Source organism: Dysgonomonas sp. GY75 (assembly GCF_015234155.1).
GTDB classification, from domain to species: Bacteria; Bacteroidota; Bacteroidia; order Bacteroidales; family Dysgonomonadaceae; genus Dysgonomonas; species Dysgonomonas gadei.
Window position 1 is genome coordinate 380,405 of sequence record NZ_JADCLQ010000003.1, and the last position, 16,980, is coordinate 397,384.

Annotated in this window: 11 protein-coding genes; 8 read left to right on the plus strand and 3 right to left on the minus strand. The window is 39.5% G+C overall.

What is annotated here, in order from left to right; translation table 11 throughout:
* Positions 1-56: 56 nt before the first annotated feature.
* The 3 genes from tpx to IR083_RS02575 all read right to left on the minus strand — a co-directional run bounded on the left by tpx (position 57) and on the right by IR083_RS02575 (position 1,727).
* Entirely contained in the window at positions 57-560 is a 504-nt protein-coding gene (tpx, locus tag IR083_RS02565) for a thiol peroxidase (protein WP_006797779.1), read from the minus strand.
* A gap of 70 nt (positions 561-630) precedes the next feature.
* A complete protein-coding gene (locus IR083_RS02570; RefSeq protein ID WP_006797778.1) occupies positions 631-1,266 on the minus strand; it encodes an NAD(P)H-dependent oxidoreductase in 636 nt (211 codons plus the stop codon).
* A gap of 26 nt (positions 1,267-1,292) precedes the next feature.
* Positions 1,293-1,727 carry a MarR family winged helix-turn-helix transcriptional regulator gene (locus tag IR083_RS02575; protein WP_044215314.1) on the minus strand — a complete coding sequence of 145 codons (435 nt, stop codon included), beginning with the start codon at positions 1,725-1,727 and terminating at the stop codon, positions 1,293-1,295.
* A 961-nt stretch (positions 1,728-2,688) separates the two neighbouring features.
* On the opposite strand from IR083_RS02575, the gene IR083_RS02580 reads away from it, so the two are divergent.
* The 8 genes from IR083_RS02580 (at position 2,689) to IR083_RS02615 (ending at position 16,977) form a co-directional block, all read left to right on the plus strand.
* On the plus strand, positions 2,689-3,279 hold the full coding sequence (locus IR083_RS02580) for an RNA polymerase sigma factor (protein WP_194223124.1): 591 nt from the start codon (positions 2,689-2,691) through the stop codon (positions 3,277-3,279).
* A 76-nt stretch (positions 3,280-3,355) separates the two neighbouring features.
* Positions 3,356-4,372, plus strand: coding sequence for a FecR family protein (locus IR083_RS02585; RefSeq protein WP_194223125.1), 1,017 nt, complete (start codon positions 3,356-3,358; stop codon positions 4,370-4,372).
* 186 nt (positions 4,373-4,558) lie between these two features.
* On the plus strand, positions 4,559-7,972 hold the full coding sequence (locus IR083_RS02590; RefSeq protein ID WP_242052336.1) for a TonB-dependent receptor: 3,414 nt from the start codon (positions 4,559-4,561) through the stop codon (positions 7,970-7,972).
* A 20-nt stretch (positions 7,973-7,992) separates the two neighbouring features.
* Positions 7,993-9,600: a RagB/SusD family nutrient uptake outer membrane protein gene (locus IR083_RS02595; RefSeq protein WP_006797772.1), complete on the plus strand. Its 1,608-nt coding sequence runs from the start codon at positions 7,993-7,995 to the stop codon at positions 9,598-9,600.
* Positions 9,601-9,700: 100 nt separating this feature from the next.
* Positions 9,701-12,628, plus strand: coding sequence for a GH92 family glycosyl hydrolase (locus tag IR083_RS02600; protein ID WP_194223126.1), 2,928 nt, complete (start codon positions 9,701-9,703; stop codon positions 12,626-12,628).
* A gap of 14 nt (positions 12,629-12,642) precedes the next feature.
* Complete coding sequence (locus IR083_RS02605; RefSeq protein WP_006797769.1) at positions 12,643-13,500, plus strand: endonuclease/exonuclease/phosphatase family protein; 858 nt, start codon at positions 12,643-12,645, stop codon at positions 13,498-13,500.
* Between the two features lie 21 nt (positions 13,501-13,521).
* Positions 13,522-15,486, plus strand: a complete 1,965-nt coding sequence (locus IR083_RS02610; protein ID WP_194223127.1) for an alkaline phosphatase — start codon at positions 13,522-13,524, stop codon at positions 15,484-15,486.
* Between the two features lie 33 nt (positions 15,487-15,519).
* Entirely contained in the window at positions 15,520-16,977 is a 1,458-nt protein-coding gene (locus IR083_RS02615; RefSeq protein WP_194223128.1) for a metallophosphoesterase, read from the plus strand.
* Positions 16,978-16,980 lie beyond the last annotated feature (3 nt).

Consider the following 16,980-nt stretch of genomic DNA (forward strand, 5'->3'; position numbering starts at 1 on the left):
GAACAGGGCTTTTATCGTCATGATAAAAGCCCTGTCATATTATCAGGTTTTAATTATTATTTAGCAGCAGCTAAAGCCGGTTGATAATTCGGTTCGTTTGTTATTTCAGGAACCAGTTCCGTATATACAACTTTGCCATTAGCATCGATGACAACAACCGATCTGGCCAACAAGCCTTTCAACGGACCATCAAGCATCAACACGCCATAATCTTTTGCAAAAGACGCATTTCTGAAAACAGAAGCCGGAACAACATTGTCAATACCTTCTGCTGAACAAAAACGACCTGCAGCAAACGGAAGGTCAGCCGAAACCGCAAGAATTACAGTATTAGGAAGCGCAGCCGCTTCTTTATTGAATCTGCGAACCGATGCAGCGCATGTACCTGTATCAAGACTTGGGAAGATATTTAGTATTACTGTTTTACCTTTAAGGTCTTTCAACGACACTTCTGAAAGGTCGTTCTTTACAAGTGCAAATTCCGGAGCAGCTGAACCTACTGTTGGTAACTGCCCGCTGGTATTTACTGTGATGTCATTTTTAAATGTAACTGTTGCCATAATTTTTTTTATTTATATAAGTTAGTATTCTGATCTCCGAGGTGTTACTATAATATAAACCTCAAAGTTGTTATTTTAGTTCAATAAGAAATTCATTTTTCGGATGACGCACCTTCTTCATGCTCACCAACCAGTCATTTGCTTCGTCACGATAACCTAACGGCAGCACCGTTACACTCCTGAGCCCCAACTCTTTCAGTCCAAGAAGGTTATCCAATGCATCATTATCAAATCCCTCCATAGGAGTTGAATCTACATTCAACTCTGCGGCCATTGCAATAGCAAAGCCAAAAGCTATATAAGATTGGCGGGCTGCATGCTCGAAGTTTACTTCAGACGGACGATTCAGATATGCTTTCTTCAGTCTGTCCGTGTAATCGTTATAACGACCAGGTTCTTGCCCTCTCCCCTCTGTGGTATGTTTATATATATTATCTATACGCTGAGATGTGTAATTATCCCAAGCTGCAAAAACTAGTACATGAGAAGCGTCGGCAACCTGTTGCTGGTTATATGCAATAGGGACTATTTTCTCTTTCAGTTCCTGATTGGTTATCTCTATTACCTGGAAAGGCTGCAAACCTGAAGATGTGGGTGCGAGCCAGGCAGCTTCGACGATTTCGTTCACAAGTTTCTGATCTACCTTCTTAGTAGGATCAAACTTCTTTGTGGCATAACGCCATTTAAATGTATCTAATAAACTCATTGTTGTTATTATGTTAAAAATACTACTTATTTTTCACTACACGTTATCAATAAAATCTTATTCAACTGAGTCCGAAGCTGAACAAGCTGCTCGTCAGTGAGTTTTAATTGTTTTTTCATTGCAGGAGGAATCAACTCGGCGCGTTTCTCTAACTCTTTCCCCTTATCGGTGATTATTATATCTACGATCCTCTCATCTTCTGTCGAACGTTCTCTGTGAAGAAGCTTATTTGCTTCCATGCGCTTCAGCAGTGGTGTAAGCGTACCACTATCGAGCCACAAAAGTTCACCCAATTGCTTTACGGTTGCCGAACCCCGCTCCCACAACACCATTAATACAAGGTATTGAGGATAAGTAAGTCCTAATTCTTCCAGATAAGGACGATAGAGCGCTGTTATCTGCCTGGATAAAGCGTATATTGGAAAACATAACTGATTATTTAATTTCAAATCCTCTGACATATACATCACACAATTATATTGTGCAAAATTAAATATTACAAAATCAAAAGTATCATTTCTAATGTTAAAAGATAATAAACGGAAGTAAATTATCGGAATCAGCACTCCTATAAGATAAATATAGAATCTTTTAAACGCAATAGATGCGATTATTCGAGAGCATTCTTTGCCAAATCAAAAATAATTACTTATTTTGTTTGGCATTAAAGACGCAAGAAGAAATATAAATTATAATTATTAACATTAGTAGACCTTAGATATATTCGGCTTTTTAAAGATATTGATAAGTGTGACCTCTTTAATAAACAACTGAATAAATCCATCTTTACAAAATTTAATCTTTTTATAAATAAATCTAACAAATACCTTCTAAAGAAGAATATTACCAAAAAAAATAAAACAATGTGACGAAGCCCATGGTAGTGGTTTCATACAGATACACATCAACTGTTAATAGCTCAATATTATATATTGTCTCCACACTTCATCAGCTTGTTTGAGAAAATAGGCGATGAGAACCTATCGGCTAATAACGGGCCACCCAGGGCTTCACACATTGTATAATTCAACATCAAAAATATCATTCTCACTGTAAAACATATGTCCGGCAAGATAATCGCCGGACATTTCCATGTACTTACAAATAGTTTGTCTAAAATCTTGTCTTCACTGTCATTATTCCACGTTGGAAAGATGTAAAAGGGCTTTCTATATTATTTTATGAAAATCCAATGTATATTCGACACAAAAATAAACAGCATTTGTAACATAAACAAGAACAATTTAGTTAAAACTAAGTGTAAAATTGACAAATTATCACAAACCATCCTAAAATCAAGTATACAAGGCACATACAGTCCATCTATATCTTAAAATATAAAATCAGAAAAACCTTTTTTATTCAAATTTAATGCTCGTATCTTAAAAATTACTAACATTGCATTATATTATCAAGAGGCCAATGAGTAGTCCTAAAAACGATATAGATAAAACAATACTCCTTCGATTGAAAGATGGACAAAAGGCAGCTTTTGAACTGTTATATTGGAAATATAATCCTAAAATATACAATTTCGTATACTCAATCCTATATGACAAATCCCTTGCGGAAGACATAACTCAAACGTGCTTCCTGAAAATATGGGAGTTGCACAAAGAAATAGATCCTGATAAAGGCTTTGTTTCATATCTGTATACAATAGCCCGCAATCTGGTTTATAAAGAAACCGAACGTTTATTACAAATGAGTAAGTTCCTGGCAGTATCTCAAACAAACAAGAATGATACAGACCATGAAACTGAAGAGAAACTCGATGCGGCCTTTTTCGAATCATATATAAATAACATTATAGACCAACTCCCCCCTTCCCGCAAAGAAATCTTCATTCTTAGCCGCAAAGATGGATTGACGAATAAAGAAATAGCATCGAAATTAGCTATTTCCGAGAAAACGGTAGAAACCCAAATCTACCGCTCATTACTGTTTCTCAAAGAAAAGATGAAAGGACAATTCACCCTTCTTGCATTATTATTTTTAGCCCAAAACATTTAATTAATGTTAAAACAAAGTATTTTTTATTCCACCTGTAAGGGATTGGGGACGGATACAGATATATAAAATTGAATAGATGGAAAAAAGAACTTACATAGAATTATTAGATTCTTTTATGAGGGGTAAAACCTCGATTGAAGAAGAACAGGTTTTGCTGGCATGGTTCAAATCGCCGGAAGCAAAAGATGAGATATTTTCAACCTATTTAAAACAATGGGAAAATATTTCAGATGATCTGGACGAAGATATTCAGATACGAATGTTTGAAGAAATACAAACGAGAATTAATGAATCTCAACTTCCGCCTTCATCCACCAAACCTCACAAGAGAAACAAATGGCTTCTCTTAAAACGCTATGCCGCTATAGCTTGTTTATTGGTAATTGTTGGACTAGGCTCGTACTATATAACCCGTATGAGTTTATACTCTATGAAAGAGTTTATAGTATCGGTAGATAAAGGACAAAAAGCAAATTTGCTATTGCCTGATGGAACATCAGTTTGGCTGAACTCTGATTCCAGAATCAAATATGATAATGCATATAATACCAACGACAGGAGAATCATTTTAGAAGGCGAGGCGTATTTCGAAGTAGCTAAAGATAAGGAAAAAAGATTCATAGTTACAGCCAACAATATAGATGTAGAAGCATTGGGTACAAGCTTTAATATAAAATCATACCAAACAGATAAAACGGTTACTGTAACGCTAGTGGAGGGTAAGCTAAAAGTTAGTGACAAAAAAAAAGATATGCTCCTCAACCCGAATGAACGCCTGACTTATAATAAGGAAAACAAGGCATTCACTATGACTGATACATATGATGTTGCAAATGTAGCAATATGGAGAAATAATGAATTGGCATTCTATGGTGAGTCGCTGGAAGAAATTGGTACGATATTATCCCGTATATATAACATTGATATTGTATTTACATCAGAATCTGCTAAACATTACAGATTCTCCGGAGTAATAAAGAATAACAGCCTGGGGAATGTCTTTGAAATAATAAGCCTGACTGCTCCGATACAATACAAGATATACAACAATACAGTGGAAATAAGCGAGAGTAAAAAAGTCGAGAAACTTTAAATTTAATTGATTATGAAAAAAACCTAGAAAGAAACGTTCGGAATAAATCCGGACACCAAAACACATTCAAAACACAACCCTTACACCTTAAATCTGATATCAGGAACAGAAATCAGGAAGGTATATTGTGGCCAGATTTGAATGCCTGAAGTTTATACATTATGCAGATTTCAAACACAAAAACACATGAAAAGATTCAAAAAATTTGCACTTCGCATTACCTTAATTTATTTAATGCTATTTTTCAGCGGAACAATTTCCGCTCAAATCACTTTAAATGTCAAGAACCAGAAAATCCGGCAGGTTATCCAGCAAATAGAGAAAGCCGAAGGATATAGCTTCTTTTACAACAACGAATTATCCGAGTTGAATAATAATGTAAATATACAAGTTTCTAATTCTTCTATAGAAAATACATTAGACAAGCTTTTTTCAAATACAAATATCACTTATCACATAAAAGACAACAAGCAAATTGTATTGTCTGACAAAAGCTTAACAGCACAATTCTCAAACACAGCCCAACAAGATGGCAATACCAAAAGGCTGACCGGTGTTATTAAAGACGAAGCTGGTCTCGAATTACCCGGAGTGAGCATATTGGTTAAAGGAACCACAAATGGTACTACGACAGACCTGGAGGGTAAGTTCAGCATCAATGTACCGGAAAACGCAACTATAGAAATAAGGTATGTCGGTTTTGTAACACAGACAATCCGGATCACCAATCAGACTTCTGTGAATATCGTATTAAAAGAAGACACCAAGGTGTTGGACGAAGTAGTTATACTAGGCTTCGGTATGGCTGCACGTAAAGCTGACCTGTCCGCATCTATAGGTACGCTGGAAAACATAGACCAGCTTAAGAACCGTCCTGTATCAAAAGCCGAGGATTTACTACAAGGTCAAATTCCGGGTGTTACCGTGTCCAAGAACGGAGGTGACCCTACTGTGGCGTCAAGTGTTGTTATCCGTGGTAAAGGATCGCGGTCGGGGGAATCCCCGCTATGGGTAGTAGATGGCGTTCCGGGAGCGCCGGTAAACTTTAACGATATAGAATCGATGGTAGTATTGAAAGATGCAGCATCAGCTGCTATTTATGGTGCCTATTCCGGTTCGGCAGGGGTTATCCTCGTTACAACCAAGCAAGCTGTAGCCGGAAGACCCAGAATATCTTATGAAGGCACATACAGTGTCAGTCAGGCTACCAACTTACCTCAATCTCTGACCATCGAGCAACAGAGAGAAGTGCGAAAACAAGCCCTGGCAGCAACAGGAAACAGTCTGCCGGACGGATGGGATCCTGTAAAAAACCCATATATAGCCCAAACCCGCACCGATTGGATAGATGAAATATTCAGAAATTCGCTATCTCAAAGACACAGCTTCGTTATAAGCGGTGGTACAGAGGATTTTGCTAACAGATTATCATTGCAATATAACGATGATCAGGGAGTGTTGCTGAATACATATAACAAGAATATTACAATGCGTTATAATGCGTTCTTCAAAATCAGTAACAAAATTAAGATAAGAGAAGACTTTTATTGGGAAAATCTAAGAAGCAGGGGAACCAATACCGATAGCGGATACACAGGTGTTATTCTCTCGGCACTGATGATGCCCCGCAATGCCGAAGCATATTATTCAGACGGAACATTTGGAGGCACAGCACCTAAAGATCCGGCATATATTGACCAATATGGAAGTAACTTCGCTGATATTCACGGAGATGTTGTTAACCCTCTGCGTACCTTGGAATCGAACAATACTTACAGCAGACCGACTACAATATCCTCATCGACCTTCCTTGATATAGACGATATCTTCATTCCCGGACTAAAGTATACCGGACGCCTGACTTATCGCCTCACCAATTATTTCTATAAAAATTTCAATCCGATGAGACCAGAGCCTGGTAAACCGAATATGACCAATCGTCTGGATTATGAAACCTATCGTTATTACAGATGGGAAGTAGAAAATACATTGAATTACAGCAAATCCGTGGGCGGACATAATATCGGAGCCATGCTTTCTACCACTGCTAACCAGCAACGCCGCAGAGACTTTAATGTGAGTGCGCAAGGTTTCAATAATGAAACTACAGCATTCCAGTATTTGAACTGGGGCGACAGCCAGAAAGTATTTATAGGTGATGCATATACCGAACCTGACAACAATGTTTCTGTTGTAGGACGTGCATCTTACAGTTTCAACGACCGCTATTTTGCAACGGCATCTCTACGTCGCGACAACGCCGGACGTCTGCCTAAAGACAAAAAACATGGAGATTTCCCCGCTGTTACAGCTGCATGGAAACTAACCTCCGAACCATATATGCCTAAATCGGACATCTTCAACCTGATAAAATTACGTGCAAGTTGGGGACGTATCGGCAATATCGGTTCCGTACCCTTCCACTATGGCGACCCTACATTTGTAGTTGAAAGTTCTAATGATGTGGGCGGACAAGTAGGCTCCAACACTCCGCTGGTTCCATCTATGGTATACAACGGAGAAGCCTTCAACAGATATCTGACATGGGAAACTTCGGAGCAGTTAGACTTCGGTATCGATCTGGAATTATTGAAAAACAGGCTTAACCTGTCTGTCGACTTCTTCAATAAAACAACTAAAGATCTAATAAAACGACAAGATACAGGATGGCCTTCATATATCGGACCTGAACCGATGTACATCAATCAGGGAGAAGTAAAAAACAGAGGCTGGGAATTTTCCGCAGGATGGAATGACAAGGTAGGCGATGTAAATTATTACATCAATGCCAATTTTGCAACATTGAAAAACTGGGTATCGGATATAGGCCCGGCAGATCCGCAAACGGGTAAAAAACCGGTATGGATAGAAGATGATGAATTCCGCGGCCTGAATCCGTTCCGCACACGGGAGAACGACCCTCTTTACTCATTCTGGGTATATAAAACAGATGGCCTGTTCCAATCGGACGCAGAAGCAGAAGCCTATGTCAACAAAGATGGAAAACGCATGCAAGCTAAGGCTAAAGCAGGAGATATAAAATTTGTAGACACAAATGGCGATGGAGTTATCAATGATGATGACAGAGAGTATGTTGGCAGCTATACACCTAAAATTACATATGCCCTCACAGCCGGACTTACGTGGAAAAATCTTAGTGCCAGCATTATGCTGCAAGGAGTAGGTGGTTTGAAAGCTTTCAATGCCATGAAATATGTTACACTCAACGAATCGATGGTAAACTTCAACAGATCTACCGATATATTAAAAGCATGGCCTAACAGCAATGAAGTTCCAAGATTAACATCATCTGACGACAATGGTAACTTCTCTAACATCTCGGATTTCTATATTGAGGATGCATCTTACATGCGGATAAAAAACATTACGGTATCTTATAATTTCGACAAAATATTCCGCAGTATTTCTCCACGGCTTGATGAAAGAAAAAGTTCACTTTCAGTATCTGCCAGTGTAGACAATATACATACATTCACTAACTATTCGGGTACGAATCCGGAAGTAGGAGGAAAAGGTCTGGACGGAGGTAAATATCCTGTTCCCCGTGTATTCTCCGTAGGTGTAAAATTAACTTATTAACATCCTAAAAATTTGAATATATGAAATTCTATAAATCTTTAATAATACTATTTTTATCGGTAGGATTTCTCTCTTGTAGCGACTTCCTGGATGTCACAGCAGAAAGAGAACCAAGTGTGGGTAACTTTTTCAAAAATGAGAAAGATGCAACGAATGCAATCGATGCATGTTACTGGATACTAAACCGCGAAGAAACGTTCGGACGCAACCTGTTTTGGGAGCAAGCCGGAGGTGGTGATGATATGATTTACGGTAGAAATAGAGGTACCGACCAGAATAATCTGGCCAACTTTACCTTTACCGGACGTGAATCCTCACTGAGAGAAAACTGGGAAACATTTACACAGTATCTTTCCCGTGCCAACTGGGTTGTATTCAATCTGGTACGAAAAGATAACCTGACAGATGTTGAAAAGATTAGGTTAGGTGAGGCATATTTTATGCGGGCATTCTGTCATTTCTATATTGCATACCGCCACGGACGTGCCGATCAGGGTGTGCCGTTCGACAAATATGAGGATACTTCTTACAAAACTTATGAGGAATTTATCTACTCTATTCCTGTTCAACGGGCAACTGTAATGGAAAACTATGACCTCATTGTCAAAGACCTGGAAAGTGCTGCCGGACTACTTCCTTTCTTCGAAACATATAATGACACCGACAAAGGTCGTGCACATAAAGCAGCGGCTTGGGCGCTTATGGTTAAGACATATGCATACTGGGCACAGTACGATGAATCGAAATGGGCTTTGATACCGCCGTTGGTTGATAAAATAGAAACAGAAGGAAAGAGAGCGTTGTTAGGTAATTATGGGGACGTATTTAAAATAGCGAATAACTGGTCTTCTGAATATATCTGGTCTGTAAATTCATCAGGGTACAATTATGCAGGCTCTATATTTCCGGGTGTAGTGCTTGAGAACAAGGCCTGGGGACGTTACAACGGCTGGGGTTATTTCAAACCGACACTTGGCCTGTATGAAGAATTTGCACCTAACGATAAGAGAAGAGGTGTTACAATACTGGAATACAATGACGAATTTACCCTTTTCGGTGAAAAAAGAAAATTTTATTCCACAGCAGATCTCGAATGTGGCTTTATGCTGGCTAAATATATGGAGCCTTTTTCATACGGGGCAGTAAACAGTAAAGGTTCGGGTGAAGCATCTACTGTATCCACTAACGGCGACCGTCCAACTACTGATCTGGATCTCCCTATCATACGACATGCCGAAATGGTATTATTCAAAGCCGAAGCCTTGATCATGCAGGGTAAAGGTACTGATGCGGCCAAAGAATTAAACAGGTTGACAAGGCGAGCTGGCCTGGGAGACGTATATACAGATGCCACATTAGCCGACCTGAAGCATGAGCGCCGCTGTGAACTGGCAGGAGAATTTACAGACCGCTTTATGGACCTGAAACGTTGGAAGGAATGGGACAAGCTAAATGCGCCAAAACGAGGACGGAAACATGCCGATAGAAGCAAACCTGATTCTCCGTATACAGTCATAGAAGTATGGAGCGCTAGAACGTTCAATCCTTCTACCGATATTGTATTCCCATACAATCCGGACGAAGTGGTAAAAGCCAACGGGAAGTTAAAACAAAATCCGATGGATTAAATACAAGGCACTGACACTAAAGTAATCAACTATGAGATAATGGGCATTACTTGCTTAATGCCCATTATTATTAAAATTTGCAGTTAATGCAATATCCTATATGAAAAAACAATTATTCTTTCTATCTATTATCGGATTATTAACAGCTTGCTCTCCTATCCTGAAAAGCCCGGTCGATTATGTTGATCCTTTTATAGGAACGGGATTTCACGGACATACCTATCCCGGAGCCACTGTACCATATGGAGCGGTACAATTAAGCCCGGATACCCGAACCGGAGACTGGGACGCATGTTCAGGTTACCACTATAGTGATTCCACCATTATCGGGTTTTCGCATACACATCTTAGCGGTACAGGTTGTGCCGATCTGGGTGACATACTTTTTCATCCTACAACCAGAGATATAATACAGGTTCAAAAAGGTTATATTTTCGAACCGTTGGCTTTTTCACATACAAACGAAAAAGCATCTCCCGGATATTATTCCGTGGACTTTAACCAAGAAGGCATCAAGGCTGAAATGACAGCTACTACATATACAGGGGTACACCGCTATACATTCGCCAAAGGCAAAAATGAAACAATTATCATAGACATGGCCCACCTGTTAGCCGAAGAAACAATAGACTCTCTCATTATAAAGCAAACTGCAAGTAATGAGATAACAGGAATGCGCCGTACACAAGGATGGGTAACAAATCAGTATGTATTTTTCGTTGCACAGTTTTCCAAAGACTTTCAGTCAGTCGATTTTATCAATGACGGTAAGATTCTGAAAGACGGCGATACGGCAAAAAATAATAATCAACAAGCTGTACTGAAATTCGGAGTATCTACAGGAAAACCTGTTGTTGCAAAAGTTGCCTTTTCAGTTGTAAGCGAAGAGAATGCACGGCTGAACCTGGATCATGATGTAACAGGATTTGATTTCGACTCAATACACAAACAGGCCCGTAATCTCTGGGGTAAAGCTCTCTCTGATATTACAGTAAAAGGAGGCAATGAACATGATCTTAAGAACTTCTATACCGCGATGTACCATACGAAAGTTGTCCCCAACATTATGAATGATGTAAACGGACAATTTCGCCGGCACGATATGGCAACAGATACAATACCGGCGGGGCGCAAATATTATTCAACATTTTCTATATGGGATACATTCCGAGCATGGAATCCTCTTATCACACTTACCGACACAACTCTGGTAAATGATATAATCAATTCATATCTGAAAATGTATGATATATCAGGAGAATTACCCATCTGGCCATTATCGGCAGGGGAAACCGAAACCATGATCGGTTACCATTCAGTATCCGTGATTGCAGATGCATATATGAAAGGGATAAGGGGCTTCGATATAGACAAAGCGTATGAAGCCATGAAAATTTCTTCTGATAATAATAAAAAAGGCTCTGACTATTACATTAAATACGGGTTTATACCCTCCAACATTAAAAGAGAATCAGTATCCTGCTTGCTCGAATACGCCTACGACGACTGGTGTATAGCCCAGATGGCGAAAGAACTGGGTAAAACCGAAGATTTTGAGAAGTACAGCGAACGGGCATTGTCTTATATTCATGTATTTGACGGGCATTCAAAATTTTTCCGGGGAAAACGTATGGATGGAAACTGGGACTATCCTTTTAATGCTTTCGAGCCCGGAAGAGCATATACAGAAGCCACAGCATGGCAATATCGTTTTTTTGTACCACACGATATAAACGGACTCATTCAATTATTTGGCGGCCGAAACTGTTTTGTATCACAATTGGACAGTTTATTTATCACCGAATCGAAAGTGGATGGACACATGTCGGATATAACAGGCCTTATCGGACAATATGCCCATGGTAATGAACCCAGCCATCATATGGCTTATCTATACAATTATGTAAGCCAGCCATGGAAGACACAGTCTATGACCCGTCGCATCTTATCCGAAATGTATCAGCCAACGCCGGAGGGTATCAGCGGGAACGAAGATTGCGGCCAAATGTCGGCATGGTATATACTGAGTAGCCTTGGCATTTATCCTGTATGTCCGGGAGCAAATGAATTCTCGTTGACAACACCGCTGTTTGATGAAGCCTGTATAAAGCTGGCTAATGGAAAAACATTGACAATCAGAGCTAATCAACCGGAAAAAAATCTCTATATAGATAAGATTACTTTAAACAATAGGGAAATACTTTCTAACTATATTACTTATAAGGATTTGATGGAAGGAGGCGATTTGATTTTTAACCTGTCTTCTGTACCGAATCTGAACAGAGGTGTTGCCGAATCTGCTTATCCATATTCCATGACGACAGACAAAACTGTTTCCATTCCTTTTACTACCAAAGACCTTGATTTATTCGTTAATAACATTGATGTAGATCTGGCCACTACAACTATGGATGCAAAAGTTTACTATACACTCGATGGAAAAGAACCGGACAAATCATCTACTGTATATTCCATACCAATAAAAATATCCGGATCGACAATCATAAAAGCAAAAGCATTTAAAGACGGCTATATTCCAAGCAAAACATTTACAATTGAGGCTAAAAAGGCAGTCTTCAGAGAACCTGTCATAGCACAAGGTAAGGAAAGAGGTACAAATTACAGTTACTATGAAGGGTATTATAATTCGGTAAATCAGATAGAGAGTTCTAACCCAGCCGACAAAGGTATTCTACCCGAACCAACAATTAATGGAGCAAAACTAGCTGATCATTTTGCTTTTATATTTAGTGGTATTATCTTTGTAGGAGAAGATGGTATATATGAATTTATGACCAAGTCCGATGATGGCAGTGTCTTGTACATCGACAATCTTAAAATTGTTGATAACGACGGGTCACACGCTGCCATAACAGCCACAGGACGTATTGCTCTGAAAAAAGGTTATCATTCGTATAAACTATTGTATTTTGAGGACTATGAAGGTGAACACCTGAGCTGGGGCTGGAAAAAGACGAACGCTTCAGAATTTGAAAATATCCCGGAATCGAATCTATTTATAAAATAATAAACCTTACTGACATGAAAAGATTATTCTATTTATTTGCTGTAGTATCATTATTAGTATCCTGTACAAGAAGTAAACCGCTTGATTTGAATGTAATGAGCTTCAATATTCGTTACGATAATCCGGGCGATAGCCTCAACAGTTGGCAATACAGAAAAGATATTGCAGCACAAACCATCAAAGCCCAGAATGCAGATATCGTTGGTGCACAGGAAGTATTGGTCAATCAATTGAACGATCTGAAAGCCTCTCTGCCTGAATACAATGCTATCGGGATTGGCCGTATAGATGGGATAGAAAAAGGTGAATATTGTGCCATACTGTACAAAAAAGATAGATTTAAAGAAATTAAATCCGGACATTTCTGGCTAAGTGAAACACCTGAAGTTATCGGTTCTAAAGGATGGGATGGGGCATGTGAACGCGTTGCCACATGGATTGTATTGGAAGAAATCAGCAGTAAAAAACAAATATTCTTTATTAACACTCACCTTGACCATGTAGGAAAAATGGCCCGGCAGGAAGGTGTGACTTTACTCCTTCAACGTATAGGAGAGTTAAGTAAAGGTCTGCCTGTAATATTGACGGGAGATTTTAATGCAACCCCTGATTCAGATGTTATCAAGCATGTTACAGATCCGGCAAATCCGAACTATCTGATGCATACCAAAGATATAGCCGTTGTAAAAAGTGGAACGAACTGGACATTTCACGGTTTCGGACAAGTACCTCTCGAAAAACGCGAGTTTATAGATTATATTTTCGTAAAACCAGATACCAAAGTATTAAAACACACTGTTATACCCGAAGAGTTGGATAGTAAATTCATTTCCGACCATTCTGCCATAACAGCACAGATAGAAATTGAATAAACTTGTTATAATCAAAATTTTATGACTTACATTTTGAACAGAAGTTTTTCTGCATTACGACTATTTTTAATTGCAGGATTGCTAATCGTATGTCCGTCTATTACATTTGCTCAACAACAAATACTGATTCACTCACATAACGATTATGAACAACGAGTGCCTTTTTATCAGGCTTATGCCCAGCAAGTAGCATCTATAGAGGCAGATATATATGCTACGAACAGAAAGGATGAGTTGCTGGTAGCCCACAATAAAGAGGATCTGGCCATAGCTCCTACCCTGGACGAATCGTATATTAAGCCGATCGTAGCCCTGTATAAGAAAAATAACGGGAAGGCATGGAAAAATTCGGATAAGACTTTCATATTACTTATCGATCTGAAAACACCAGCAAATCCGACTTTGGATATACTCGTAAAAAAATTGAAGGCCTACCCTGAAGTATTTGATCCGGCTGCAAATCCTTATGCCGTACGTGTAGTCATATCGGGCGACCGACCAGCCCCGGCTGATTTTACCAAATATCCTTCTTTTATATCTTTCGACGGAAATGGACTTGACTATACTTCCGGGCAACTGAAACGCATAGCCATGATAAGCCTTCCATTCAAAGATTATTCGCAGTGGAATGGAAAGGGAACTATGATCAGAGATGAATATAACAAGGTGACAAAGGCGATAGAAGCTGTTCATGCACTGGATAAACCTATTCGTTTTTGGGGAACACCGGACGGAGTTACAGCTTGGAATACATTTCACAATATAGGTGTAGACTATATTAATACCGACCGGGTAGAAGCATGTACCGATTACTTTTATCACTTCGACAACAAGAATTATCACATCGCGGGAAATAGTGCGGAAGTATCCGATGATGTAGCCCGTGCCAAAAGATTGGATAAAACAACTGTTGGATTTCAGGGTTTCAATAATAAAAGGCTGCAATTGACCAAAGGCGTCGATATTTATCAGCCTTCTTATCTGAACGACGGGGCTGATAAACCGATCAAGAATGTAATCATGCTTATTGGCGATGGCATGGGGCTGTCACAGGTATGTGCTGCCGAAACGGTAAACCGTGGACTTTCCATGCTTTTGCTTAAACATATAGGTCTTCAGAAAACCAGTTCGAAAGATGCATATACAACAGACTCCGCTGCGGCAGGCAGTGCACTTGCCACAGGCCAGTCAAATAGCAACCGGCACATCAGTACAGCAGACGACGGTACCCCTTATCCATCCATGACTGATGTTCTTTTCCCCGAAGGATATGCATGTGGTGTGGTTACACTCGGCAATGTTGCCGATGCCACTCCTGCGGCCTTCTACGGGCATTCTGTAGAACGTGATAATTCTGACGAAATTACAAACTGGCTACTGGATGGAAAACTCACTTTACTGAATGGTAGTGGAATGGAGGTATTTACAAAAAGAAAAGACGGACGGAATCTGGCTGAAGAACTAAAAGGTAAATATCGGGTGACAACATCCATTGATGAAATAAATACAGCCAATGATAAAGTCGTATGCATAGACGAACGGATGGAAAAAGCCGCGACAGAAGAAACTCTTACTCTGCTTGCTCATGCTACAAAAGAAGCTATAAAGAAATTATCAGGAGCTAGTGATAAAGGATTTTTTCTTATGGTGGAAGGAGCAAAGATTGATTATGCAGGTCACGCAAATTCTCTGCCGGGTTCGATATTGGAAACACTTAGTTTTGATATGGCTGTCGCCGAAGCCCTGAAATTTGCGGACAGTAACGGGCAAACTCTTATTATTATAACTGGCGACCACGAAACCGGAGGATTGACCCTCGTAGACGGAGAACTCGATAAAGGGCATATAACCGCCCGGTATATGACAGACGACCACACTCCTATCATGCTGCCGGTATATGCATACGGTCCGGGTGCTGATAAATTCGGAGGTGTATATAAAAACACACAGATATTCCATAAGATAAAAACCTTATTAGGCTTGTAAAAAAGCTATTATAAATTCTAAAAAATACTTTCTATGAAGAAATACCTATTCTTTATAATAGCTGCTTTATCCTGTTTTGGCACACTTAAAGCCGTACCCCAAAAAAATATACAGCTACAATTCAGGGATAATGGACAATTTAAAATTGCCCAATTCACAGATATTCATTGGAGTAATAAATCACCTAATTGCGTTAAAACTATTGATGTAATCAAACATGTATTAGCTACAGAAAAGCCGGATTTAGTCATGCTTACGGGTGATGTCGTTACCGATGCACCGGCTCGGGAAGGATGGCTGGCAATAGCCAAAATATTCGAAGAAGCACAGATTCCGTGGGCTGTAACCCTGGGAAATCATGATGCCGAAACCGGTGTCTCCCGTAATGAAATCTTCGATATTATAGAAAATCTGCCTTATTTTGTAGGAGAAAAAGGGCCTCAAATAACAGGCTGCGGAAATTATGCATTATCAGTAAACAGCTCTAAAGAAGCAAGAACGGCAGCTCTACTATATTGTATCGATACAAATAATAAACCATCGGCACATAAATACGGGCATTATGACTGGATACATTTCGATCAGATAGAGTGGTACCGTAATACCAGTGATAAATTTACCGTCCGCAATAATAATACTCCGCTACCTGCATTAGCCTTCTTCCATATTCCCATTCTTGAATTCAACAATATTGTCGGCAACGAAAATACAATCGGAAACAAAGAGGAAGGGATAGCATCACCCGAAATCAATTCCGGTATGTTGTGCTCCATGATAGAGAAAAAAGATGTGATGGGAGTATTTGTGGGGCATGACCATGATAATGATTATATAGGCATTGATCAGGGAATTGCCCTGGCATTCGGCCGTACTTCGGGAGTAGACGCATACGGAAAATTAGAACGGGGCTCACGTATTATACTCATGTATGAAGGAAAGTCCCAGTTCGATACATGGATAAGAACCAGAAAGGGGACAGAATTTAAATATTATTACCCGTCGGGTTTATCTTCTGTTGATGAAGAATCTATGGTTTACCTCACCGCTAAGAGCATTAAAGTAAAACAACAGGGAGTATCGTACTCTTATTATGAAGGAAAACGATTCAAAAATACGGGCGAGATAGCACAGGCAAAGCCCGTTAGGAATGGAATATTGAAAAACATATCTATTGATCCGGCAACTGCACAGGATTCTATGGCATTTGTTTTCAAAACATGGATCAAAATATCGGAAAAAAGTGTCTACCGTTTCTATACCTATTCCGATGACGGATCAAAGCTGCTTATAGATGGGCAATTGGTCGTTGACAATGACGGTTCCCACAGCATGAGGCGGGCAGATGGGAAAGTCGCTCTTGATAAAGGATTCCATGAACTGACTGTACTTTATTTCGAAGATTATATGGGTGAGATGCTTGAGGTCGGGTATTCGAGCCGCAATATCAGAGAAGACATACTCCCCGATAATATATTATTTATTGCTGAATAAATT